A 19,769-nucleotide genomic window follows, 5' to 3' on the forward strand; every position below is an offset into this window, starting at 1 on the left:
TCCCTCCTGATTTTTAGTTTTGAAATTTAGCGTTTATTGACGCGGCGGGCAAAAAGATCACCGCAAGATTGAACAAGTTGGACCATCACAATCAAAATAATAACAGTAATCAACATGATATCGCCGCGGAACCGTTGATAGCCGTAACGAATTGCCAAATCGCCGAGACCGCCGCCGCCGATTGCTCCGGCCATAGCGGAATAGCCGATTAAGTTGATGATCGTAATCGTAAGACCTAAAATAATACCAGACATGGCTTCAGGTAATAGTACTTTCGTAATGATCTGAAAAGGCGAAGCCCCCATGGATTGAGCAGCTTCAATCAGTCCTTGATCGACTTCCTTTAACGCCGATTCGATGATGCGGCCCACAAAAGGAATAGCGGCAATGCTTAAGGGGACAATGGCTGCATTGGTGCCGATCGATGTTCCGGCAATTATACGAGTAAGGGGAATGATCGCTACCATTAAAATAATGAAAGGGACGGAACGTGTTGCATTGACAATCGAACCTAATATGCGGTTTAAAGCTGGTTTTTCTAAGATATGTCCTTTATTCGTGGCGACAAGAATGACGCCAAGGGGTATGCCGAGAATCGTAGCAATGGCTGTTGAAATGATGACCATATATACGGTTTGTCCAAAAGACTCAGCCAGCAATTGAAGTATTTCTTGCGACATAGCCGATCACCTCGATTCCTAAATCTTTAGTTTGTAGATACTTTAAGGCGCTTTCAATATTTTCTTTAACGCCTGACAGTTCAATTACAAGAGTCCCGTAAGGCGTGCTGTCAATATGGTCAATATTGCCATAGAGAATGCTAGCGTCTACATTGAAACGACGAATTAAGCTTGCAATAATAGGCTCTTCAGCAGAAGCGCCGATAAAGGAAAGTTTTACGAGCAGATTATCACCAGTGACGCTCTCTTGGCGGATTTCACGATCGCTTAAGAGTTCGTCTAGATTATTTTGCTCTAAAGTACTGATAAAATCACGAGTTGTAGCTGATTGCGGATTAGTGAAGATATCTAAGACCGGTCCTTCTTCGACAATATGACCATTTTCAATTACAGCAACGCGGTGACAGATTTCTTTGATGACATGCATTTCGTGAGTGATAAGAACAATAGTAAGGTCTAATTTTTTATTAATACTTTTTAACAGCTGTAAAATCGAGTGAGTCGTTTGCGGGTCGAGCGCCGAGGTGGCTTCATCGCACAACAGAACCTTTGGTTGACTAGCTAGAGCGCGGGCGATGCCGACACGCTGTTTTTGGCCGCCGCTAAGCTGGGAAGGATACTGATTTGCTTTATCAGCTAAGCCGACAAGCTCTAAGAGCGGCAAAACCGCATTTTTAATTTCATTCTTACTTTTTCCGGCTAGCTCTAGCGGAAAGGCCACGTTGTCGAATACGGTACGGGAAGAAAGTAAATTAAAATGTTGGAAAATCATACTAATCTGCTTGCGAGCATCGCGAAGCTGTTTTTCGGTTAAGACCGTGAGATCTTGGCCAGCGACGAGAACTTCGCCTTCTGTCGGTCTTTCCAGCATGTTCATGCAACGGACTAAGGTGCTTTTGCCAGCGCCGCTCTTACCAATAATGCCGAAAATTTCTCCTTTTTCTACGGTAAGATTAATGTTTTCTAACGCGGGTATAGAACCAGCATCAGACTGGTATACTTTGGAGAGGTTTTTCAAAGTAATCATACATGTCACTTCCTTTACAAAATAGAAAACCTCTGCTCAGGGAGCAGAGGAAGTTAGCTTGTCATAGCAATCGCTTCATCTGCCAGGATATCATCCTGTAGGAATTGGCACCGTTCGTATTATACATATTTGCAAAATACGATGGTTGCCGCAGCTTCATTGGGCCAGTCCCTCAGCCAACTCTTGATGAATTACAAGTGTATGCAGTTGTTAGAATTGATAATAGCAAAGGATAGAATGTCTGTCAAGGGAGAAGTAATAAAAAAGTATATATTGAATATTCGAGCTATTTATAATGAGTTTAGTATCAGTTTAGTTGAAATTTTATAAATTAAAGAATAAAAGTGATAAAAAGAAAAAGAGATAAAGAATTAAAGGAAAGCAGGAACTGTTATTTCTTATACCGAATAACCGAATAAAGGAAACACATAAGAAAATGATGGGGGTTCAAGCTATGTCCATTAATCAAAAAATACAGGATCCGCATACGGATCAATTATTTAGAGCAATTCTTTCCATTGAGACACTAGAGGAGTGTTATCAGTTTTTTGAGGATATTTGTACAATCAGCGAACTCAAAGCAATGGCGCAGCGACTGGAAGTAGCCCGAATGTTGGAAAAAGGAGCTATTTATGACGATATTGTAGAAAAAACCGGGGCAAGTACTGCCACGATCAGCCGTGTCAAGCGTTGTCTCTATTACGGGGCTGATGGCTATCGGACAATTTTGCCGCGAATTGAAGCAGAGGAGAAGGAATAGAGTCTATGAAAACAGCGCAGTTTTTACCTCAAATTGCTTACGGAACGCGCGACTTTTTGCCGCAGGAGGCGAAACGCAAACGGATTTTAGAAGATCGGTTAGCTCAGCTTTTTGACAAATGGGGCTATGATGAAGTCATTACGCCGACCTTTGAGTATTGGGAAACTTTATCGATTGCTTCTGAAAGCAATTCTTACGAGCAAAATGTATTTAAATTTTTTGATCAAACCAATCGTTTGCTTGTACTTCGGCCGGAAATGACGACGCCCATGGCTAGAGTTGCAGCGACCCGTCTCAAAGAAAATGAAGCGCCGCTACGGTTAAGCTATATTGCCAGTGTCTTTCGGCAGGAGGAGTATCAGGCTGGCCGACAATGCGAATTCCATCAGGCTGGCGTAGAACTTATGGGTGTGCCCGGTCCAGAGGCTGATGCCGAAATTATTGCCTTGGCGGTAGAATCGCTTGCCGCCTGCGGCTTAAAAGAATTTCAGTTGAGCCTTGGTCACATGCAGTTTATTAGCGGCATGATGGCGGCAAGTCATTTGTCAAGCAGTCAGAAACAAAACCTGAAGAGACTCTTAATGTCTCGCGATCTCGTGGCGCTGCAAGCTGCTGTAACTGAGTCCAATCTGCCTGAGAATATCCAAAAGACGCTACTGGAACTGCCGCTTCTCCACGGTCGCGAAGAACTTTTGGCGAAAGCGGAAAAATTGGCCAATACGAAAGAAAGTGCTCAGGCGCTTTCTGATTTAACGCATATTTTCGAGCTTTTAAAAAGCTATGGCGTAGCCAAGTATGTAGAATTTGACCTTGGCATGATCCGCGATTTCGACTATTATACGGGAGTTGTTTTTGAAGGCTATACGCCGGGTCTTGGCTTTCCTGTATGCGGCGGCGGCCGCTATGATCAATTGCTGGCCTCGTTTGGACCAGGTGCGCCTGCTACTGGTTTCGCCCTAGGTATGGAGCGAGTTTTACTGGCTTTAGAGCGGCAGGCCGCAGAAGTGGCTGTTGCCAAAGAGAATGTGTACATTGCTTGGCAAGACGGCGCTAGTGCTAAGGCGATCGCAAAAGCTTCCGCCCTTAGAAGTGAAGGTCGTCGTGTTGCCATGGCGCTTTGGGCGCAGGAGCGCGCCGAGGCTGAGAAAACCATGCAAGAAAAAGGCTATAGTGAGTTGATTTATTGTGACTAGCTGGCAACAGCGAATTCGCCAGCTTACAGCGGCTCTTGCCGCTGTGTTAACAGCGGAGGATCATCAGTTTGTACAGGAATATTTACAAGAAAAGGAACGAGCCTTATTTTATCAAATGAATCTTCCCGATCAATATCATGCCCTACAAGTCGCCTATAGCGCTCGTCGTTTGGCAGTTTCTCATACAAAAAGCCGCTCTATTCAGCTGAATTTGCTGATTAGAGCGGCATTGCTGCATGATGTGGGACGATTGAAAGGCGATGTGACGACTTTCGATAAAATATGGACAGTCTTATTTGACTGTTTTTGGGAAAAGAGGGGAAGAAAGTGGGCCAGTCAGACAGCACTACCGCGAGATCATTGGCGACGGGCTTTATATCTGCATTATTGTCATGGCGAAGTGGGCGCTGATCGACTGCAAAGGCTAGGGTGCGACGAATTGCTTGTAGCTCTTGTCCGCGTTCATCATTGGTCGCCGCGGGAAACGGATTCGTTAGAACTTAGCTTGCTGCGGCAGGCTGATGAATTGCATTAATAGTTTTTCAGTAACCCTTGATTGGATCAATCTGATTGCATAATTCGCCTTTAGCAATAAACCGCGACAGGTTATCAGCAAAAAGTTTAATGGCTCGATCCAGATAATAAGGTGATAGCGCTGCTACATGGGGCGTGATGATAACATTTTCCATATCCCAAAGCGGACTGTCTGACGGCAATGGTTCTACAGGAAAGACATCAAGTCCGGCGCCTTGAATCACACCCTCTTGGAGGGCTGCAATCAAATCTTGTTCAACGACGACGGGGCCGCGGGCAATATTAATAAAATAGGCTGTTTGTTTCATGGCGTCGAAGTGTTTTTGCGAAAAGAAATTTTCTGTTTCGGCAATGAGCGGTAGTGCCGCTACTACGTAATCACAATGCGATAGCATCTCAAAAATTTCATCAGGATGATAGAGACGATCAACAAAAATTTCTGTCGTCATTTCTCGTTTGGTAGCTACTACATTCATGCCGAAGCATTTTGCTTTTTTAGCAATTTCTCGGCCAATACTTCCCAGGCCGACAATACCAATCGTTTTTTCATAGAGTTCATCAGTGGGAACTCGTTTCCAGCGATGCTCCTGCTGTTTATGGCGCGACAGGTAGAGACCGCGGCTGAAGGACAGCATCATGGCGAAAACGTGTTCTGATACGGGAATACCATGAATTCCCTTAGAATTTGTCAGGAAAACCTGCTTTTCTTTTAATTCGGGCAGATTTAGATTTTCTACACCGGCGCTTAACGCATGAATCCACTTCAAATTCGGCGCCTTAGCAAAGAGTTCTTCAATGTGCATAAAGCCCCAGGCGACCAGTATATCCGTGTCGGCAATTTCTAAGTGGGCTTCCGGCAGCGTGCTTGTGACGACTTCGATGGACGAATCAATTGCTGCAATTTCAGCCTTTTGATCATCAGACAGTGGATTTAAAACAAGAATTTTCATAAAGGATACCCTCCCAGCGAAGCTTCTTATTTGAGTTCATTTTAGGCTTAAACGATTTTTGGTCATAATTACTCATTCTACGACCTAGGCAAAAATTCCTATGAATGGAAAAGACCTTTCTTTCTAAACTTGACGAAAAAAAGAATTTGTGATAACTTATTAATAAGTTAATGCTTTAAACAACTAAAGAAAAGGCGTTTTAAGGAGGATTTTATGACTTCTAGCGATATGGATTATTTGACAATTGCCTTGCCAAAGGGCAAGTTATTTGATTTGTCAGCACAGAAACTTGCCGCTTGCGGCTATGACGCTGAAGGCTTAAAGGAGGACTCGCGCAAATTAATTATTACGAACGAAGCCAAGAAGCTACGGTTTATTATTACTAAAACGGCCGATCTGCCTACTTATGTTGAATATGGCGCTGCTGATATCGGGATTATTGGAAAAGATGTTTTACTGGAAGAAAATCGTGACGTTTATGAACTTCTCGATTTAAAATATGGTTTATGCCGTCTTATGGTTGCTGTACCAGAGGCGTTGTTGCAGCCCAAGTTAAGTGATTATGCCCATATGCGGGTTGCGACGAAATATCCGCGCGTGGCCGAGCGTTTCTTTCATGATAAAGGAATTCAAATGGAGTTTATTAAGCTGAATGGCTCGATTGAATTAGCGCCGATGGTAGGTCTTGCTGAGCTGATCGTTGATATTGTGGAAACAGGGACGACGCTGCGTGAGAATAAGTTGATTGAAGTGGCGAAAATCGCACCAGCCACAGCTCGGTTTATTGCGAATCGCGTGAGTTTCAAGATGAAATTTGATCGCATCCATGATGTGGTAGAAAAATTAAAAGTTTTAACCGAAGAGGAGGCTAAATCATGCTAGAGATTTTGAACGTTTCTGCCTATGCGCCAGAGCAGCTTAAACAATTCATGGTGAAGCCTGCTTTTGATAAGGTAGAGCTTGGCGAGGGCGCTAAAAAACGAATTGCCCAGACCTTTGGTCGGGAGATGTCGGCCGCTGAAGTTGTCGATCAAATCGTAAACGATATACGACAACAGGGTGATAAGGCGTTATTTCATTACAGTCAGCTTATTGACGGCGTAACTTTGACAGAAGCAAATTTCGAAGTTTCCGCGGCAGAGATCGAGTCGGCTTTAGAACAAATCGACCCGGCGGTATTAGCGGCATTGCAACAGGCGGAACGCAATGTACGGGCCTTCCATGAAGAACAGCTGCCGAAATCTTGGATTACTTATCGGGAAGAAGGCTCGATGCTAGGGCAGAATGTACGGCCGTTGGAGCGAGTCGGTATTTATGTGCCTGGCGGTACGGCTTCGTATCCTTCTTCGGTGATTATGAATGCTGTTCCGGCTTCCGTAGCAGGTGTTAAAGAAATTATTATGGTAGTGCCGCCAGCGAAAGACGGTTCCGTCAATCCGTGTGTACTTGCAGCGGCAAAACTAGCTGGGGTTCATAGGATATTCCGCATCGGCGGCGCACAAGCGATTGCCGGTCTCGCTTTTGGTTCTGAATTGATGCCTAAAGTCGATAAGATTACGGGTCCCGGTAATATTTTCGTAACCTTAGCTAAAAAAGCTGTGTATGGCCATTGTGATATTGATATGCTGGCAGGTCCTAGTGAAATATTGATTTTGGCAGATGAACAGGCGAATCCGGTTTATGCGGCAGCTGATATGTTGAGTCAGGCGGAGCATGATCCCTTAGCAGCCTGTATGGTTGTTACTAATTCGCCGAATTTGGCGCAAGCAATTCAAGTCGAGGTAAAAAAACAGCTTGAACTTTTGCCGCGGCGGGAAATTGCCGCTGCTTCGCTTGCCAATAATGGAAAGATTCTTGTAGCAAAAGACATGCTGCAAGCAGCTGAAATTGCCAATTATGCCGCGCCAGAGCATTTAGAAGTTTTAGCGGAAAATCCCTTTTCCTTACTGCCTTATTTAGAGCATGCCGGCGCCATTTTCCTTGGGCCCTACTCGCCAGAACCATTAGGCGATTATATGGCCGGTCCGAATCATGTTTTGCCGACAGGCGGGACAGCGCGGTTTTATTCCGTGCTGAATGTGGATACTTTTATGAAAAAGACGAGTATTATTTCCTATACGAAAGCGGGACTTGAGAAAGTCAGCGATGCTGTAATTTGTCTGGCTGAAGCCGAAGGGCTGACAGCCCATGCCAATGCGATCAGAAAGCGGGGAATGAAATAATGAAGCTAGATATTCGTGAATCACTACAAAGCCTCACCGCTTACCATGTAGAAGAGTCTGACTGGAAGATTAAGCTTGATGCCAATGAGAAAAACGGTCCCATGCCACTTGGCGTAGCCGAAAAGGTACAGCAAGCCCTTAGTAAGGTCGTGTTGCAACGCTATCCCGGTTCGGATGAACCACTGCGCGGGCAAATTGCTGCCGCTTATGGCGTGACAGCTGAGCAAGTTGCACTAGGCTGCGGCTCTAGTGAAATTCTGTTAGCTCTTTGCATCGCTTTCGGCGGGAAAGGCCGCAAATTAGTTTTCCCCAGTCCGTCTTTTTCTATGTATGAAATTTATGGGCGGATTGCTGACAGCCAGTCTGTGCCAGTCGCACTGGCAGATGATTTTTCCCTATCAGTAGCAGATTATATTGATGCTGCCAAAGACGCTCAGTTGGCGCTCCTTTGCAACCCCAATAATCCAACAGGCAATGGTATGGCTTTAGCCGATGTAGAAAAGATTGTCGCTGCGCTTACCTGTCCGGTAGTTGTCGATGAAGCCTACATGGAATTTTACGGTGAAACGGCTTTGCCGCTATTAAATAAATATCCTAATTTAATTATTGCTAGAACTTTATCAAAAGCCTACGGTCTGGCTTCGGCTCGAACTGGCTATATGATTGCTTCGCAGGAACTGATTGAAGTCGTAAATAAAGTGCTGTTGCCATATCATGTCAATGCGTTTTCTTTGGCGGCGGCAGAGGCTGTCTTTTCTGAACGTAGCCTATTTGAAGCAGCGATTGCAGCAACAGTAAAAGAACGTCAGATTCTAACCGAAAAGCTGTCAAGCATTGGTGTTACCGTATTTCCGTCGCAAACAAATTTTCTTTTGGTACGGTTGCCTCGAGCGGAAGCTCTTGCCGCGTATCTTGCGGAAAAATCTATTGCTGTGCGCAGCTTTCATGGCGCGCCCGATTTAGAAAACTGCATAAGGATCACCGTAGGCACGTCAAAAGAAAATGAAGCGCTGCTTAAGGAAATCGTTCAATTTCTAGAAAAGTGAGGCGGAGAATGTGAGGTTTGCTAAAGCAGATCGCAAGACTGGTGAAACAGAAATTACTGGTTCCTTCGGAGTAGATGGAAAGGGTCAAGCAACAATTGCTACGGGAATCGGCTTTTTTGATCATATGCTCATACTGTTTGCCAAGCATGGCTTTTTTGATGTAACCCTTTCGGCAAAAGGCGACTTAGAAGTTGACGGCCATCATACCGTGGAAGATTGCGGCATTTTATTGGGCCAATTGATTAAGCAGGCGATTGGCGACAAGGCGGGAATCAAACGGTATGGTACCGTTTTCGTTCCTATGGATGAGGCGCTCGTGATGGTATCGCTGGATCTTTCTGGTCGGCCTTTTCTGGCTTATGACGCAGCTGTTCCGGCTCCTTCCATCGGTTCTTTTGATACCGAACTTACTGTGGAATTTTTTCGCGCCGTGGCCGTTCAGGCAGGGATTACGTTGCATATTCGTAAATTAGCTGGTGAGAACTCGCATCATATTATTGAGGCCGTTTTCAAGGCTTTTGGCCGCGCCTTAGACGAAGCGACACAAAAAGATATAAGAATTGAAGGTGTCATGTCCTCTAAGGGCATGCTTGAATAAAGGAGCGATCATGATGATTGCAATTATTGATTACGGTATGGGAAATCTGTTCAGCGTGGAAAAAGCCTTTGTGAAACTAGGGGCGCAGGTGCTTGTTACGAGAGATCCTAAGCAAATTCTCAAAGCCGATAAAGTAGTTCTTCCTGGCGTCGGCGCTTTTGGCGACTGCATGAACAACCTGCGACAATTTCAATTAGAGCCGGTGATTTTAGAAACGATTCAGTCAGGGAAACCTTTTTTAGGTATTTGCGTTGGCTTACAAATGTTATTTGAAGGCAGTGAAGAAGATCCTGGCGTGCCCGGAATCGGCATTTTTTCCGGTATGGTAAAGAAAATTGTGGCGCCAGAGCTAAAAATTCCGCATATGGGTTGGAATGATTTGACGCTGCAAAAAGAGAGCTCGCTGCTATCCGGTCTTGAACAAAGCTTTGTGTATTTTGTGCACAGCTATCATGCGGCGCCGACTGATTCCTCCATTATCACAGCGACAAGTAATTATGGTGAAACGATTACTGCTGCTGTCGGGCGAGATAATGTGCAGGCTGTGCAGTTTCATCCGGAGAAATCCGGTCAGGCTGGCATGAAAATTCTGGCGAACTTTAAGGAGATGACCTGATGATTTTATTTCCAGCGATTGATATACTGGGAGGAAAGTGCGTCAGACTTTATAAAGGCGATTTTTCCCAAGAAACTGTTTTCGCCGATCGGCCAGCAGATATGGCGCTTCGCTGGCAGGAACAAGGCGCTACGTATCTTCATGTAGTGGATCTTGATGGCGCCAAGGAAGCTAAGCCAGTGAATATCAGTGCGATTCGAGAAATTTTGCAAGAAGCAACAGTGCCTGTGCAGCTTGGCGGCGGGATCCGTGATCTAACTGCCGTGGAAACTTGGCTGAATATCGGAATTGAACGTGTTATTTTAGGCTCAGTAGCCGTCCGTAACCCGCAGCTTGTGAAAGAAGCTGTAAAAGAATTTGGCGAAAAAATTGTTGTCGGTATTGATGCGAAAGCGGGGATTGTAGCAGTGGATGGTTGGGGTGTAAGCGGCGATATGGCAGTTTCTGAACTGGCTGAGCGTATGGCTGATTGCGGTGTAACTCGACTGATCTATACAGATATTTCCCGAGATGGAACGCTAAGTGGTGTGAATATCGCAGCGACTGCCGATTTGGCTAAACGCTCCGGTCTTAAGGTGATTGCTTCTGGCGGCGTTAAAGATTTGGGCGATATTGAGGCGCTGTTAGCTTGCGGCGAACCCTTAATTGAAGGGGTTATTGTGGGGAAATCAATTTATACAGGTTCACTTGACTTACGCGAGGCTTTGGTTCGCTGCGAACAGCAAGGGGGACGGTAAGATGTATACAAAACGGATTATTCCCTGTCTTGACGTAAAAGATGGGCGGGTTGTAAAAGGTACCAATTTTGTGGGACTGCGTGATGCCGGCGATCCTGTGGAGCTTGCTCAGATTTATGATCGTGAGATGGCTGATGAATTGATTTTCCTTGATATTACTGCTTCTTCGGATCAGCGCGATACGATGGTTGATGTGGTGAAAAGTACCGCTTCTGAGGTGTTTATTCCGTTTACAGTCGGCGGCGGTATTCGTACCAGTGCCGATATTCGCAAAATGCTGAAAGCGGGCGCTGATAAGGTATCACTAAACACAGCAGCGGTCAATCAACCGGATTTGATTGCCGAAGGCGCTAAAAAATTTGGCAGTCAATGCGTGGTTTTGGCTGTAGACGCTCGTCAGACTAGTCCAGGAAAATGGGAAGTCTATATTCATGGCGGGCGGACTCCTACCGGTCTTGATGTGCTTGAGTGGGTCAAGAAAGGCGTTGCCTTAGGCGCCGGAGAAATTTTGCTGACAAGTATGGATAAAGACGGCACGAAAGACGGCTATGATATTTTGTTAACTAGAGCCGTAGCGGAAAGTGTGCCCGTACCAGTTATCGCCTCAGGCGGTGCTGGCGAAATGTCTCATTTTTATGATGTATTGACACTAGGAAAAGCCGATGCGGTCCTTGCCGCTTCCGTTTTTCATTATGGCCAGTTTACAGTAAAGCAAGTAAAAGAGTATTTAAAAAGTCAACAGGTGGAGGTACGATTATGAACGGAGTAGAACAGGCCCCGTGGCTTACTCAGGTGAAGTTTGACGAAGCGGGTCTTATCCCGGCTATTGTGCAAGATAGTGAAACAAAAGCGGTGCTGATGCTTGCTTATATGAATCAAGAAGCACTAGAAAAAACCTTAACAACTGGCGTAACTTGGTTTTACAGCCGCAGTCGTAAAGCTTTATGGCAAAAGGGCGAAACATCAGGCCATGTACAACAGGTGGAATCAATTCACTATGACTGCGATGGTGATACGCTACTGGTGACGGCGAAACAGACTGGCGCAGCTTGTCATGAAGGAACTTTTTCTTGCTTTAGCCGCCGCCTAGATCAATCGCAGCCCCAGGCTGAAGTTGTAAAAGATCCATCTGCACTTTACGGTGGTTCTGCCGCCATTTTGCAGTCGCTTTATGAAGTGATTGAAGATCGCAAACAAAATCGCCAGGAAGGTTCTTACACCTGCTATTTATTTGATAAAGGCCAGGATAAGATCTTAAAAAAGGTCGGCGAAGAAAATGCCGAAACGATTATTGCGTCTAAAAATAACGATAAGGCCGAAATTCTTTATGAAATGGCCGATCTCTGGTATCATTGCCTCGTTCTCCTAAGCTATCACAATATTACGCCTATGGAGCTTTTGGCAGAGCTCAATTCGCGCCGTAAATAATAGCAGCTGTTTTTTTCTCGGTTCTTTGCTATACTAGTATTCGACTAGTAGAACAACAGGATAGCGAGAAAGAAGGAACAATATGGAACCGATTACTCTATCAATGGGGATTTTTTTATTTGTAGTAGGCTTTGTAGCTTCTTTTATTGATTCTGTGGTAGGCGGCGGCGGACTTGTTACACTGCCAGCACTGCTCATGACAGGACTGCCTATTACTCATGTTTTTGGCACGAACAAGATGGCAGCCTCTATGGGTTCCATTACGAGCATGACCAGCTTTATTCGTTCTGGCAAGGTCGATTTGTCGCTAGTAAAATGGCTGTTTCCTTTAGCGCTGGTTGGTTCTGGCTTGGGCGCTTTCACGGTACAGTTTATTCCTTCCACTTTTTTAAAGCCTCTTGTTATCGTATTGCTTATTGTTGTAGCGATTTATACAGTCTTTAAAAAGGACTGGGGCGATATATCTACCTACCAGGGACTTTCGAGTAAACGCATGGGACTGAGCGGTCTTGTGGCTTTTTGCATCGGTTTTTATGATGGCTTTTTTGGACCAGGGACAGGTTCTTTTTTGATTTTTGCCTTTTTGCTAATCGGCTTTGATTTTGTAACTTCTTCCGGCAACGCTAAAGTTCTGAATTTTGCCAGCAACATTGCGGCTCTAATTACTTTTCTTGTACTAGGTTATGTTCACTATGATTACGGTCTTGTCATGGGAATCGGCATGATTTTAGGGGCTATTGCTGGTACAAAAGTAGCAATCTTAAAAGGCGCCGCCTATGTAAGACCGCTCTTTATTTCCATAACAGTCATTTTAGTAGGCAAACAGATCTGGGATATTCTTTTGTCCTGATGATAAGGCGGCAGACCGGATGAAGCGAAAAAACAATACAAAACGGTGGGGATTATGGCTAGGTCTTGCCGGAATTTTAGCTGTCCTTCTTTATGGCTTTTACGAGAATCAAAGTAGTACGGTTTCCCAGAAGGAGTCGGGATCAAGCAATGTAGGAGCGAATCAGACTGTTCCGGCGACTACGAAACAAACAAATCCCCTTACTAAAGAATCACAGGGAGCTAAATCAGGCAGTGCACGAGCTCGTATCGCTCTGATTATTGATGACTTCGGCTATACGAGCGAACCCATTAACGAGTTTGCTGCAATTAGCAGACCTCTAACTTTTTCGGTATTGCCTAATAGGCCCTATTCAACCCAGGCTGCGGCGAAAGCTTTACAGTCCGGTCATCAGGTTATGTTGCATTTACCTATGGAGCCTTTAGAGCGCTCGCAGCAATCGGAAGCGGAAACGGTTTCGGGGCGGCTCAGCGATAGTGAAATTCAAGGGCTTGTTCGCAAGGATATTCAGGCGATCCCTGGTTTGATCGGCGTTAATAATCATCAAGGATCGCGTGCGACCAGTGATAAACGAGTGATAAAGGCATTGTTAGCCGTATTAAAGGAAAAACAGCTCTTTTTTGTGGATAGTCGTACAAGCAGTCAGTCTGTAGCTTGGGAACTGGCGAAACAAGCTGGCGTGAAAACAGCGGCAAATGAGTTGTTCATTGATAATCAGCCTGATGTAGAGTCAGTCAAAAAACAGCTGCGCCAAGGTATTACTCTCGCGCTGAAAGAAGGGAAAATTATATTGATCGGCCATGCTCGCAATCATACAGCGCAGGCCATTCAAAGTATACTACCTGAACTGGATGCGCAGGGGATACAGCTTGTTTTTGTCTCTGAATTAGTCCAGTAACGCCTAGAACGGCATAAAAAAATCGGCTCGTCTACAAGACGAAGCCGGTTTTTTTACGTGCTAAGTTTTTATGTATTAAGGTATTAAGAATGATATTTATGGCGCTGTCTCTTCAAAGGGCAGTGTAGTAAATTCATCTGTTAAGGTAAAGCCAGCAAGCGGCGAAATTTTATTCAAACGATCTAACACGCGCGCTTTCGCGTTGCCTGTCAGCGGTGTAGGGCGATAGTCATTAATATAGTTGACCGAAGAAATGCTGCAAGGAATAATGCGAACGCCATAAGAGACGAGTTTTGAACCTTGGAAGTCGAAGCGGGTTTGGACGATCATCGTATCCTTATCATCAGGGTTTTTATTACCGCCAAAGGCGAAATTACCGAGACTATAGCAAATGAGTTTTCCTTTGTAGCGTTCAATTGGTTGAAGTACGTGAGGATGATGACCAAAAATAAAATCAGCGCCGTAGTCAATGGCGTAATGCGCCAGTTCCTTTTGCGTCGGAATGGTATGATTTAAAAGTTCTTCACCCCAGTGAAAATTGATAATCACAATACAGCCCTGTTTTTTTACAGTTTCAATATCGCGGCGCAGTTTTTCCAAGAATGCGCGGTCATAGGAGAAGCCTGTGTAGCCGAGAAAGGCAAACTGGCGGCCTTTAATTGTTTGAATCGCTACATTTCCTTCGCCGAAATAAGTAATTCCTGTTTTATTTAAGGACGCTAAGGTATCGCTAAAGCCGACATCGCCATAATCGTAAATATGATTATTGGATAAGTTTACCGCATTAATATGGCCAAGTTTCAGCATATTCGCATATTCGGGATCGCCGTGAAAAGCAAAGGTCTTTTCGACAGGATGATTGGAACGAGTCAGTGTTGTTTCTAAGTTTGCTGTAGTAAAGTCACTAGCGGCAAAGATCTCGGCTACATTGCTGAAAACATAGCTATAATCATTACCATGCGCTTTGATGACAGCTGGCATCGTATCAGCAGAACCGAAGCGTTCATCTGTTCCTAAAGTACAGTCGCCAACCGAGCTAAGTAGAATCTGCTCTATAGTCTGAGGCGTATCGGTAGAAAGAGATAGAATTGTAAGTGGTGTTGCCTGAGAAGCGGCTAGTGTTGGCAGACTCATGCCGAACAGCCACATCCACATGACAAAGGAATAAACAATAAATCTTTTTCCCCTTTGACTCACTTCAATTCCTCCTTTTGTACCTATTACAGTATATAAAAGTTTTTGCCACTGTGCAAAGGTTTTTGTCAGATTTATTATAGAAAGGTTATTTTTTTGTGATAAAATGGTAAAATAAAAAGATTATTGACTGATCCAGCGGACCTTTTATACGATTTAATATATTCGATAAGGAGGGTTTTATGAAAAGCGTATTTGATATTATCGGACCGGTTATGATTGGTCCTTCCAGCTCTCATACGGCAGGCGCAGCGCGTCTTGGCAGATTGGCCAGAAAAATTTTAGGCGAGGAAGTGCAGCAGGTTCAGGTAAAATTCCATGGTTCTTTTGCCCAGACGTACCGGGGACATGGCACCGATCGGGCTATTGTGGCAGGCTTGCTAGATATGGCGGCAGATGATGAACGTTTGCCAGAAGCTTTGGAATTGGCCAAAGCAGCGCAAATAGAAATTGAATTTTTGAAATGTGATTTAGGCGATGTCCATCCCAATACGGTCTGCTTGGAAATGACTGGACGATCAGGGCGGCGGGCGGAAGTTACCGGATCTTCCCTTGGCGGCGGCAGTATTATTGTAAATCGGATTAATGGTTATCAAGTGGAGCTTACTGGCGAATACTTTACTTTGATTACAATTCATCAGGACAAGCCAGGCATCGTGGCGCTTATTACTCATATTTTGGCCCAGGCGGGTGTTAATGTAGCCTTTATGCGCGTATCTCGCAGTGAGCGAGGCGCCCAGGCTTTACTCATTTTAGAGGCCGATGAGCCGATTGCGGAAAGTGTCTATGAAGTAGTGTCCAATTTGCCACGAATCGAATTGGCGATGCTTGTGCCCCCTTTATAAACTTGTACCACCCTTATCAAAAGGAGGAAATAAAATGATTCGTTTTTCTACATTTGCCGATTTGATTGCTTTGGCAAAAGCAAGAAAAGGTTCGATTGCTTCTGTCGTGATTGCCTATGAAGCGGAAAAAAGCCAGAGAAGCGAGGCGTCAGTTCGTGAAGATATGGCTCGTTGTCTTCAGGTCATGAAAGAGGCCGTAGAGAAAGGCCGATCTAGTCGGGAGAAATCAGTGAGTGGCATGGTCGGCGGCGATGCTGCGAAAATGGGCGACTTCATGACGTTAACGCAAGCGAAAACGCAGCAAAGCCTGCTCGGAGAAACGGTACAGAAAGCATTGCTTTATGCGTTGTCTGTTAGTGAAGTCAATGCCAAAATGGGCCGGATTGTGGCCAGTCCTACAGCTGGTTCTTGCGGCATATTGCCTGGCGCGCTACTGGCGGCTGGCGAAATCCTGCAAAAAAACGATGAAGCGTTAGTAGACGCCTTGTTTACGGCCTCTGGTGTGGGGCTAATCATCCAGGAGCATGCTTCTTTAGCGGGCGCTTTAGGGGGCTGCCAGGCTGAGTGCGGCTCCGCTGCGGCAATGGCGGCTGCGGCTATTACTGAATTGGCTGGCGGCTCGCCTGAACAGACCGGACATGCTTTAGCGTTAGCCTTTAAAAACTTATTGGGCCTTGTGTGCGATCCTGTTGCTGGTCTAGTAGAGGTACCTTGCGTGAAACGCAATGGCTTTGGCGCTTCTCATGCCTTGATTGCCGCTGAACTAGCCCTCGCCGGTGTGGAGAGTGTCATTCCGCCTGATGAAGTGATTACAGCCTCGCAGCAAATTGGCCGACTCTTGCCGCAGAGTTTAAGAGAAACCTCAGAGGCAGGACTCGCCGATACGCCGACAGCTAGAGCGATTGAAAAGAAAGTGTTGGGCTAGCTGCTACAGACTGGAAAGCGCGTAAAAAAGCTTACAGGTGCTTGCAGAAAAAGCGGTCATGCTTTGCCTTAAGTTCACTGCGCGTTGGCTCTGGCGGCCAAAGGTGAATTTTATCAGACTGACGCATACTTGCTGAAAGATGGGTATAAAATAGGGGATCTTCTTTTTCTAAGGCAGCAATCATTTGTTTGATTGTCTGCCTTTTTGTTTGGCCGTCACGGGGACAAGGACTAGGTATTGGTGTAAAACCATGATACGAAATCGCATCACGACTTTCCTGTTCGCGGAAATAGACAAGAGGCCGAATTAAAGTAATGTCAGAGCGATCAAAATAGGTTTTCGGCGAAAAAGTCTGAAGCTGGCCGGAAAAAAGCAGGCTCATGTAAAAAGTTTCTACGGCATCATCATGGTGATGAGCATAGGCAATTTTATTGAAGCCTTTTTCCTTGGCAAAGGTATTCATAATACCGCGACGCATGGTGGCGCAAATATAGCAGGCGTCTTTGTCTGACTGGCGAGCAATGGCTTCGCCAATCGGTTCGCTGACACTGTAAAAGGGAACCGCGAGGTTTTCGCACCAGTCAGCCAGCGCTGTTGTATCAAAAGTATCGGTGAAATTCGGATTAATTGTAAGGGCGGCAATTTCAAAAGGGCGCGGCGAATAGTGGCGCAGTTGGGCTAAAGCATAGGTTAAAAAGCAGCTGTCTTTGCCACCGGACAGACCGATGAGAATGCGGTCGTTTGGTTCAATGAGGTCAAATTCAATAATAGCCCGCCAGAGACGGCTATGGTAGGATTTTGGTAGTGACATAACAGAGTTTCCTCGTTTCTTTATAATTCATGCAACTTCTAATAATTGCGCATAAAGTCCTAAATTCCTGCTTTTTTTGTTTGAAGGGCCTGTCTTATTTTGCTATAATAAATAACTAGTAATTCTAAATAGTAACAATCACGTTTGGGGGGATTATCGTGGCGAAACCCATTTATGTAATGGGCCACAAAAACCCGGATACCGATTCAATTTGTTCAGCCATTGCTTACGCCGGTTTGAAACAAGCTCTTGGAATCGATGCAATTGCAGCCCGGGCAGGTAAAGTTAACAATGAAACAAAGTACATTTTAGATAAGCTGGGAGTAAAGGCGCCGCTTTTAATTAACGATCTCTATCCTAGAGTTCGTGAAATGATGCGCCCCTTGCAAGTCACGATTCACCCCGATCAGACGCTGAAAGAACTGGGCAGTCTTATGAAAGAACACAATGTAAAATCTATTCCGGTTATTGATAACCAAGGAATGCTCGAAGGCATTGTTTCCGTAGGGGATTTGGCAAGAAGGTATTTTGAGGAATTGGAAATGCCTGATTTATCCGAAGCAAATGTAGAATTTGGCGCTGTAGTTAAAGTGCTTGATGGAACGTTGCTTTGCGGCAGCGCTCTTGATCAGACCATCAAAGGGAAACTTAAAATTGCCGCAGCAAAGACCGAGACCATGGTGGCAAGTGTTGATGCTGGTGATACGGTTCTTGTCGGCGATCGGCTCAAGGCGCAGCTTGCCTGTATTGAAAAAGGCGTGCAATGCCTGATTATTACCGGCGGCGCAACACTGGCGAAACCAGTGGCCCAAGCGGCAAGTGATGCCAAAGTTATGATTATCAGCGCACCTTATGATACATACACTTGCGCGCGGCTGATTACGCAGTCCGTACCTGTCCGTACGGTGATGCAGAGCCAGGTAGTAACTTTTAAACCAAGTCAGTTGGTTATGGATATTAAGGGGACTATTGCTGCAACAAGCTTCCGCAATTATCCGATTGTTGAGAATGGTCGCTTTGTTGGCATGATTGATCGTGATAAACTCATTTTGCCAGAAAAAGAACAAGTGATTCTTGTCGATCATAATGAATTAGCGCAAGCGGTGGAAGGAATTCATGAAGGCGAAATCATCGAAGTCGTTGATCATCATCGCCTAGGCGGCCTCGAAACAAGCTATCCTGTAGATCTTCACTTTGAGCCTGTCGGCTGCACGGCAACGATTGTAGCAAATATGTACTGGCAAAATAATGTTGAAATCTCGAAAGAAACAGCTGGTTTGTTATTATCGGCTATTTTGTCTGATACGGTACTCTTTAAATCGCCTACTTGTACGGCGAAAGATCGCAAAACCGCGGAGAAACTTGCTGAGATCTCCGGTCTTGACTGTGAGGAACATGGTTTAGCGCTGCTGCGAGCCGGTTCTGATACGAGCAGCTTGACAGCTTCCGATATTTTAAAGAATGATTTCAAGGAATTCCAAATGGGCGATTATCGCTTAGCGATTGGCCAGATTTCCGTCTTGGCTGGTCAGGAAATTCTGGCTAAACAAGATGATTTAAAAGCTGCCATGAAAACCCTTTGTGATAAAGAAGGCTATGACATGGTGCTGCTCATGAACACAGATATTTTGGAAGAAGCAACCTACCTCTTCTATGAAGGGCAGCCGATCTCTTTAATTCAGGATGCCTTTGGCAGCCGCGGGGAAAATGGCATTGTTCATCTTCCTGGTGTAATGTCTCGTAAGAAACAGATTGTACCGCCGCTGACTGATGCGGCCCGCAAAATCTAAATTTATCGGATCATTTATCCGCAAAGAAAGCCCCTCGTGTTTCGCAGACTAGTTATGTTCTGCGGTAACGAGGGGCTTTTTTAATGTTAGAGGTTCTTCTGCTGCGCCATTTTTATAAAATAATGATGCAACCGGTCATCACCAGTTAATTCTGGATGAAAGGAACTAACAAGAAAATTTTTCTGACGGGCAATAACAGCTTTTTCATTCACTGAAGCTAGAATATTCACCGCTGGATCAGCCGCTTCAATTAGCGGGGCGCGGATAAAGACCGCTTTGATTGGCGTAGTTCCTAATTCAGGCACGGCTAGATCTGCTTCAAAGCTTTCTTTCTGGCGACCAAAGGCATTGCGGCGAACCGTAATATCCATGAGACCGAGACGAGGCTGATCGCTGTCGATAATCTTTTTAGCCAGCAGGATCATCCCGGCGCAGGTACCGTAAATCGCCATGCCTTCGGCAGCTCGCTCTAGGATCTTTGGCAGAAGATTCCACTCCACTAGCAGTTTGCCAATCGTCGTACTTTCGCCGCCAGGGAGGATGAGACCCTCGATCGCATCAAGCTCGGAGGCTTTGCGGATATCAACGGCTGTTGCGCCGCAGCGCTCAATGGCCCAGTGATGCTCACGAAAGGCGCCCTGAAGCGATAAAATGCCGATTTTCAT

22 protein-coding genes and 1 riboswitch are annotated in these 19,769 nt (G+C 45.3%); of the genes, 16 read left to right on the top strand and 6 right to left on the bottom strand.

The window, feature by feature from the left end; genetic code table 11:
- Window positions 1-26: 26 nt before the first annotated feature.
- Both AC0MXB_RS02215 and AC0MXB_RS02220 read right to left on the bottom strand, forming a co-directional pair.
- Window positions 27-680, bottom strand: coding sequence for a methionine ABC transporter permease (locus tag AC0MXB_RS02215; protein ID WP_474037918.1), 654 nt, complete (start codon window positions 678-680; stop codon window positions 27-29).
- On the bottom strand, window positions 649-1,707 hold the full coding sequence (locus AC0MXB_RS02220) for a methionine ABC transporter ATP-binding protein (protein ID WP_474037919.1): 1,059 nt from the start codon (window positions 1,705-1,707) through the stop codon (window positions 649-651). The genes AC0MXB_RS02215 and AC0MXB_RS02220 overlap by 32 nt, the downstream gene beginning before the upstream one ends.
- Window positions 1,708-1,779: 72 nt before the next feature.
- A riboswitch (SAM riboswitch) is annotated at window positions 1,780-1,900 on the bottom strand.
- Window positions 1,901-2,161: 261 nt separating this feature from the next.
- Between AC0MXB_RS02220 and AC0MXB_RS02225 the strand changes: the two genes are divergently transcribed.
- Genes AC0MXB_RS02225 through AC0MXB_RS02235 form a run of 3 tightly spaced genes read left to right on the top strand, consistent with a single transcriptional unit; the run spans window position 2,162 to window position 4,195 of the window.
- Window positions 2,162-2,467 carry a YerC/YecD family TrpR-related protein gene (locus tag AC0MXB_RS02225; RefSeq protein WP_474037920.1) on the top strand — a complete coding sequence of 102 codons (306 nt, stop codon included), beginning with the start codon at window positions 2,162-2,164 and terminating at the stop codon, window positions 2,465-2,467.
- A gap of 5 nt (window positions 2,468-2,472) precedes the next feature.
- The gene (gene hisZ, locus AC0MXB_RS02230) at window positions 2,473-3,660 is read left to right on the top strand and encodes an ATP phosphoribosyltransferase regulatory subunit (RefSeq protein WP_474037922.1); all 1,188 of its coding nucleotides are present in this window, start codon (window positions 2,473-2,475) and stop codon (window positions 3,658-3,660) included.
- A complete protein-coding gene (locus AC0MXB_RS02235; RefSeq protein ID WP_474037923.1) occupies window positions 3,653-4,195 on the top strand; it encodes an HD domain-containing protein in 543 nt (180 codons plus the stop codon). The genes hisZ and AC0MXB_RS02235 overlap by 8 nt, the downstream gene beginning before the upstream one ends.
- Window positions 4,196-4,202: 7 nt before the next feature.
- On the opposite strand, the gene AC0MXB_RS02240 is transcribed toward AC0MXB_RS02235, so the two are convergent.
- Complete coding sequence (locus AC0MXB_RS02240; RefSeq protein ID WP_474037924.1) at window positions 4,203-5,144, bottom strand: D-2-hydroxyacid dehydrogenase; 942 nt, start codon at window positions 5,142-5,144, stop codon at window positions 4,203-4,205.
- Window positions 5,145-5,357: 213 nt separating this feature from the next.
- On the opposite strand from AC0MXB_RS02240, the gene hisG reads away from it, so the two are divergent.
- The 10 genes from hisG to AC0MXB_RS02290 all read left to right on the top strand — a co-directional run bounded on the left by hisG (window position 5,358) and on the right by AC0MXB_RS02290 (window position 13,539).
- Entirely contained in the window at window positions 5,358-6,026 is a 669-nt protein-coding gene (gene hisG / locus AC0MXB_RS02245) for an ATP phosphoribosyltransferase (protein WP_474037926.1), read from the top strand.
- A complete protein-coding gene (gene hisD, locus AC0MXB_RS02250; protein ID WP_474037927.1) occupies window positions 6,020-7,366 on the top strand; it encodes a histidinol dehydrogenase in 1,347 nt (448 codons plus the stop codon). The genes hisG and hisD overlap by 7 nt, the downstream gene beginning before the upstream one ends.
- Window positions 7,366-8,412 carry a histidinol-phosphate transaminase gene (hisC, locus tag AC0MXB_RS02255; RefSeq protein ID WP_474037928.1) on the top strand — a complete coding sequence of 349 codons (1,047 nt, stop codon included), beginning with the start codon at window positions 7,366-7,368 and terminating at the stop codon, window positions 8,410-8,412. Before hisD ends, hisC begins: the two co-directional genes overlap by 1 nt.
- Before the next feature lie 10 nt (window positions 8,413-8,422).
- On the top strand, window positions 8,423-9,010 hold the full coding sequence (gene hisB / locus AC0MXB_RS02260; RefSeq protein ID WP_474037929.1) for an imidazoleglycerol-phosphate dehydratase HisB: 588 nt from the start codon (window positions 8,423-8,425) through the stop codon (window positions 9,008-9,010).
- Between the two features lie 13 nt (window positions 9,011-9,023).
- Window positions 9,024-9,626, top strand: a complete 603-nt coding sequence (gene hisH, locus AC0MXB_RS02265) for an imidazole glycerol phosphate synthase subunit HisH (protein WP_474038725.1) — start codon at window positions 9,024-9,026, stop codon at window positions 9,624-9,626.
- Complete coding sequence (gene hisA, locus AC0MXB_RS02270; RefSeq protein WP_474037930.1) at window positions 9,626-10,363, top strand: 1-(5-phosphoribosyl)-5-[(5-phosphoribosylamino)methylideneamino]imidazole-4-carboxamide isomerase; 738 nt, start codon at window positions 9,626-9,628, stop codon at window positions 10,361-10,363. The genes hisH and hisA overlap by 1 nt, the downstream gene beginning before the upstream one ends.
- Before the next feature lies 1 nt (window position 10,364).
- Entirely contained in the window at window positions 10,365-11,123 is a 759-nt protein-coding gene (gene hisF / locus AC0MXB_RS02275) for an imidazole glycerol phosphate synthase subunit HisF (protein ID WP_474037931.1), read from the top strand.
- Entirely contained in the window at window positions 11,120-11,791 is a 672-nt protein-coding gene (gene hisIE / locus AC0MXB_RS02280; RefSeq protein ID WP_474037932.1) for a bifunctional phosphoribosyl-AMP cyclohydrolase/phosphoribosyl-ATP diphosphatase HisIE, read from the top strand. Before hisF ends, hisIE begins: the two co-directional genes overlap by 4 nt.
- An 82-nt stretch (window positions 11,792-11,873) precedes the next feature.
- Window positions 11,874-12,641: a TSUP family transporter gene (locus AC0MXB_RS02285; protein ID WP_474037934.1), complete on the top strand. Its 768-nt coding sequence runs from the start codon at window positions 11,874-11,876 to the stop codon at window positions 12,639-12,641.
- Between the two features lie 19 nt (window positions 12,642-12,660).
- Window positions 12,661-13,539 carry a divergent polysaccharide deacetylase family protein gene (locus AC0MXB_RS02290; RefSeq protein WP_474037935.1) on the top strand — a complete coding sequence of 293 codons (879 nt, stop codon included), beginning with the start codon at window positions 12,661-12,663 and terminating at the stop codon, window positions 13,537-13,539.
- 96 nt (window positions 13,540-13,635) lie between these two features.
- Here AC0MXB_RS02290 and AC0MXB_RS02295 read toward each other — a convergent pair whose 3' ends face one another.
- Entirely contained in the window at window positions 13,636-14,736 is a 1,101-nt protein-coding gene (locus AC0MXB_RS02295; protein WP_474037937.1) for a CapA family protein, read from the bottom strand.
- A 179-nt stretch (window positions 14,737-14,915) separates the two neighbouring features.
- Between AC0MXB_RS02295 and sdaAB the strand changes: the two genes are divergently transcribed.
- Both sdaAB and sdaAA read left to right on the top strand, forming a co-directional pair.
- Window positions 14,916-15,578, top strand: coding sequence for an L-serine ammonia-lyase, iron-sulfur-dependent subunit beta (gene sdaAB, locus AC0MXB_RS02300; RefSeq protein WP_474037939.1), 663 nt, complete (start codon window positions 14,916-14,918; stop codon window positions 15,576-15,578).
- A gap of 34 nt (window positions 15,579-15,612) precedes the next feature.
- Entirely contained in the window at window positions 15,613-16,503 is an 891-nt protein-coding gene (gene sdaAA, locus AC0MXB_RS02305) for an L-serine ammonia-lyase, iron-sulfur-dependent, subunit alpha (protein ID WP_474037940.1), read from the top strand.
- A gap of 31 nt (window positions 16,504-16,534) precedes the next feature.
- Here the strand turns inward: sdaAA and AC0MXB_RS02310 are convergent, their stop codons facing one another.
- A complete protein-coding gene (locus AC0MXB_RS02310) occupies window positions 16,535-17,314 on the bottom strand; it encodes a tRNA 2-thiocytidine biosynthesis TtcA family protein (RefSeq protein ID WP_474037942.1) in 780 nt (259 codons plus the stop codon).
- Between the two features lie 152 nt (window positions 17,315-17,466).
- Here AC0MXB_RS02310 and AC0MXB_RS02315 point away from each other — a divergent pair, with 152 nt between their 5' ends.
- The gene (locus AC0MXB_RS02315) at window positions 17,467-19,104 is read left to right on the top strand and encodes a putative manganese-dependent inorganic diphosphatase (RefSeq protein ID WP_474038726.1); all 1,638 of its coding nucleotides are present in this window, start codon (window positions 17,467-17,469) and stop codon (window positions 19,102-19,104) included.
- 86 nt (window positions 19,105-19,190) lie between these two features.
- On the opposite strand, the gene pdxT is transcribed toward AC0MXB_RS02315, so the two are convergent.
- Window positions 19,191-19,769 (bottom strand): pyridoxal 5'-phosphate synthase glutaminase subunit PdxT, encoded by a 579-nt coding sequence (gene pdxT / locus AC0MXB_RS02320; RefSeq protein ID WP_474037944.1) that lies wholly within the window; start codon window positions 19,767-19,769, stop codon window positions 19,191-19,193.

This window comes from Pelorhabdus sp. sgz311001, from assembly GCF_055901755.1.

Excerpts from the sequence above, each read along its gene's own strand:
- sdaAB (WP_474037939.1), top strand. The coding sequence starts at position 14,916 with ATGAAAAGCGTATTTGATATTATCGGACCGGTTATGATTGGTCCTTCC.
- AC0MXB_RS02240 (WP_474037924.1), bottom strand. The coding sequence starts at position 5,144 with ATGAAAATTCTTGTTTTAAATCCACTGTCTGATGATCAAAAGGCTGAA.
- AC0MXB_RS02290 (WP_474037935.1), top strand. The coding sequence starts at position 12,661 with ATGAAGCGAAAAAACAATACAAAACGGTGGGGATTATGGCTAGGTCTT.
- hisC (WP_474037928.1), top strand. The coding sequence starts at position 7,366 with ATGAAGCTAGATATTCGTGAATCACTACAAAGCCTCACCGCTTACCAT.
- hisZ (WP_474037922.1), top strand. The coding sequence starts at position 2,473 with ATGAAAACAGCGCAGTTTTTACCTCAAATTGCTTACGGAACGCGCGAC.
- hisF (WP_474037931.1), top strand. The coding sequence starts at position 10,365 with ATGTATACAAAACGGATTATTCCCTGTCTTGACGTAAAAGATGGGCGG.
- hisIE (WP_474037932.1), top strand. The coding sequence starts at position 11,120 with ATGAACGGAGTAGAACAGGCCCCGTGGCTTACTCAGGTGAAGTTTGAC.
- pdxT (WP_474037944.1), bottom strand. The coding sequence starts at position 19,769 with ATGAAAATCGGCATTTTATCGCTTCAGGGCGCCTTTCGTGAGCATCAC.
- AC0MXB_RS02285 (WP_474037934.1), top strand. The coding sequence starts at position 11,874 with ATGGAACCGATTACTCTATCAATGGGGATTTTTTTATTTGTAGTAGGC.
- hisA (WP_474037930.1), top strand. The coding sequence starts at position 9,626 with ATGATTTTATTTCCAGCGATTGATATACTGGGAGGAAAGTGCGTCAGA.
- sdaAA (WP_474037940.1), top strand. The coding sequence starts at position 15,613 with ATGATTCGTTTTTCTACATTTGCCGATTTGATTGCTTTGGCAAAAGCA.
- AC0MXB_RS02220 (WP_474037919.1), bottom strand. The coding sequence starts at position 1,707 with ATGATTACTTTGAAAAACCTCTCCAAAGTATACCAGTCTGATGCTGGT.
- hisG (WP_474037926.1), top strand. The coding sequence starts at position 5,358 with ATGACTTCTAGCGATATGGATTATTTGACAATTGCCTTGCCAAAGGGC.
- hisH (WP_474038725.1), top strand. The coding sequence starts at position 9,024 with ATGATTGCAATTATTGATTACGGTATGGGAAATCTGTTCAGCGTGGAA.
- AC0MXB_RS02225 (WP_474037920.1), top strand. The coding sequence starts at position 2,162 with ATGTCCATTAATCAAAAAATACAGGATCCGCATACGGATCAATTATTT.
- hisD (WP_474037927.1), top strand. The coding sequence starts at position 6,020 with ATGCTAGAGATTTTGAACGTTTCTGCCTATGCGCCAGAGCAGCTTAAA.
- AC0MXB_RS02215 (WP_474037918.1), bottom strand. The coding sequence starts at position 680 with ATGTCGCAAGAAATACTTCAATTGCTGGCTGAGTCTTTTGGACAAACC.
- AC0MXB_RS02310 (WP_474037942.1), bottom strand. The coding sequence starts at position 17,314 with ATGTCACTACCAAAATCCTACCATAGCCGTCTCTGGCGGGCTATTATT.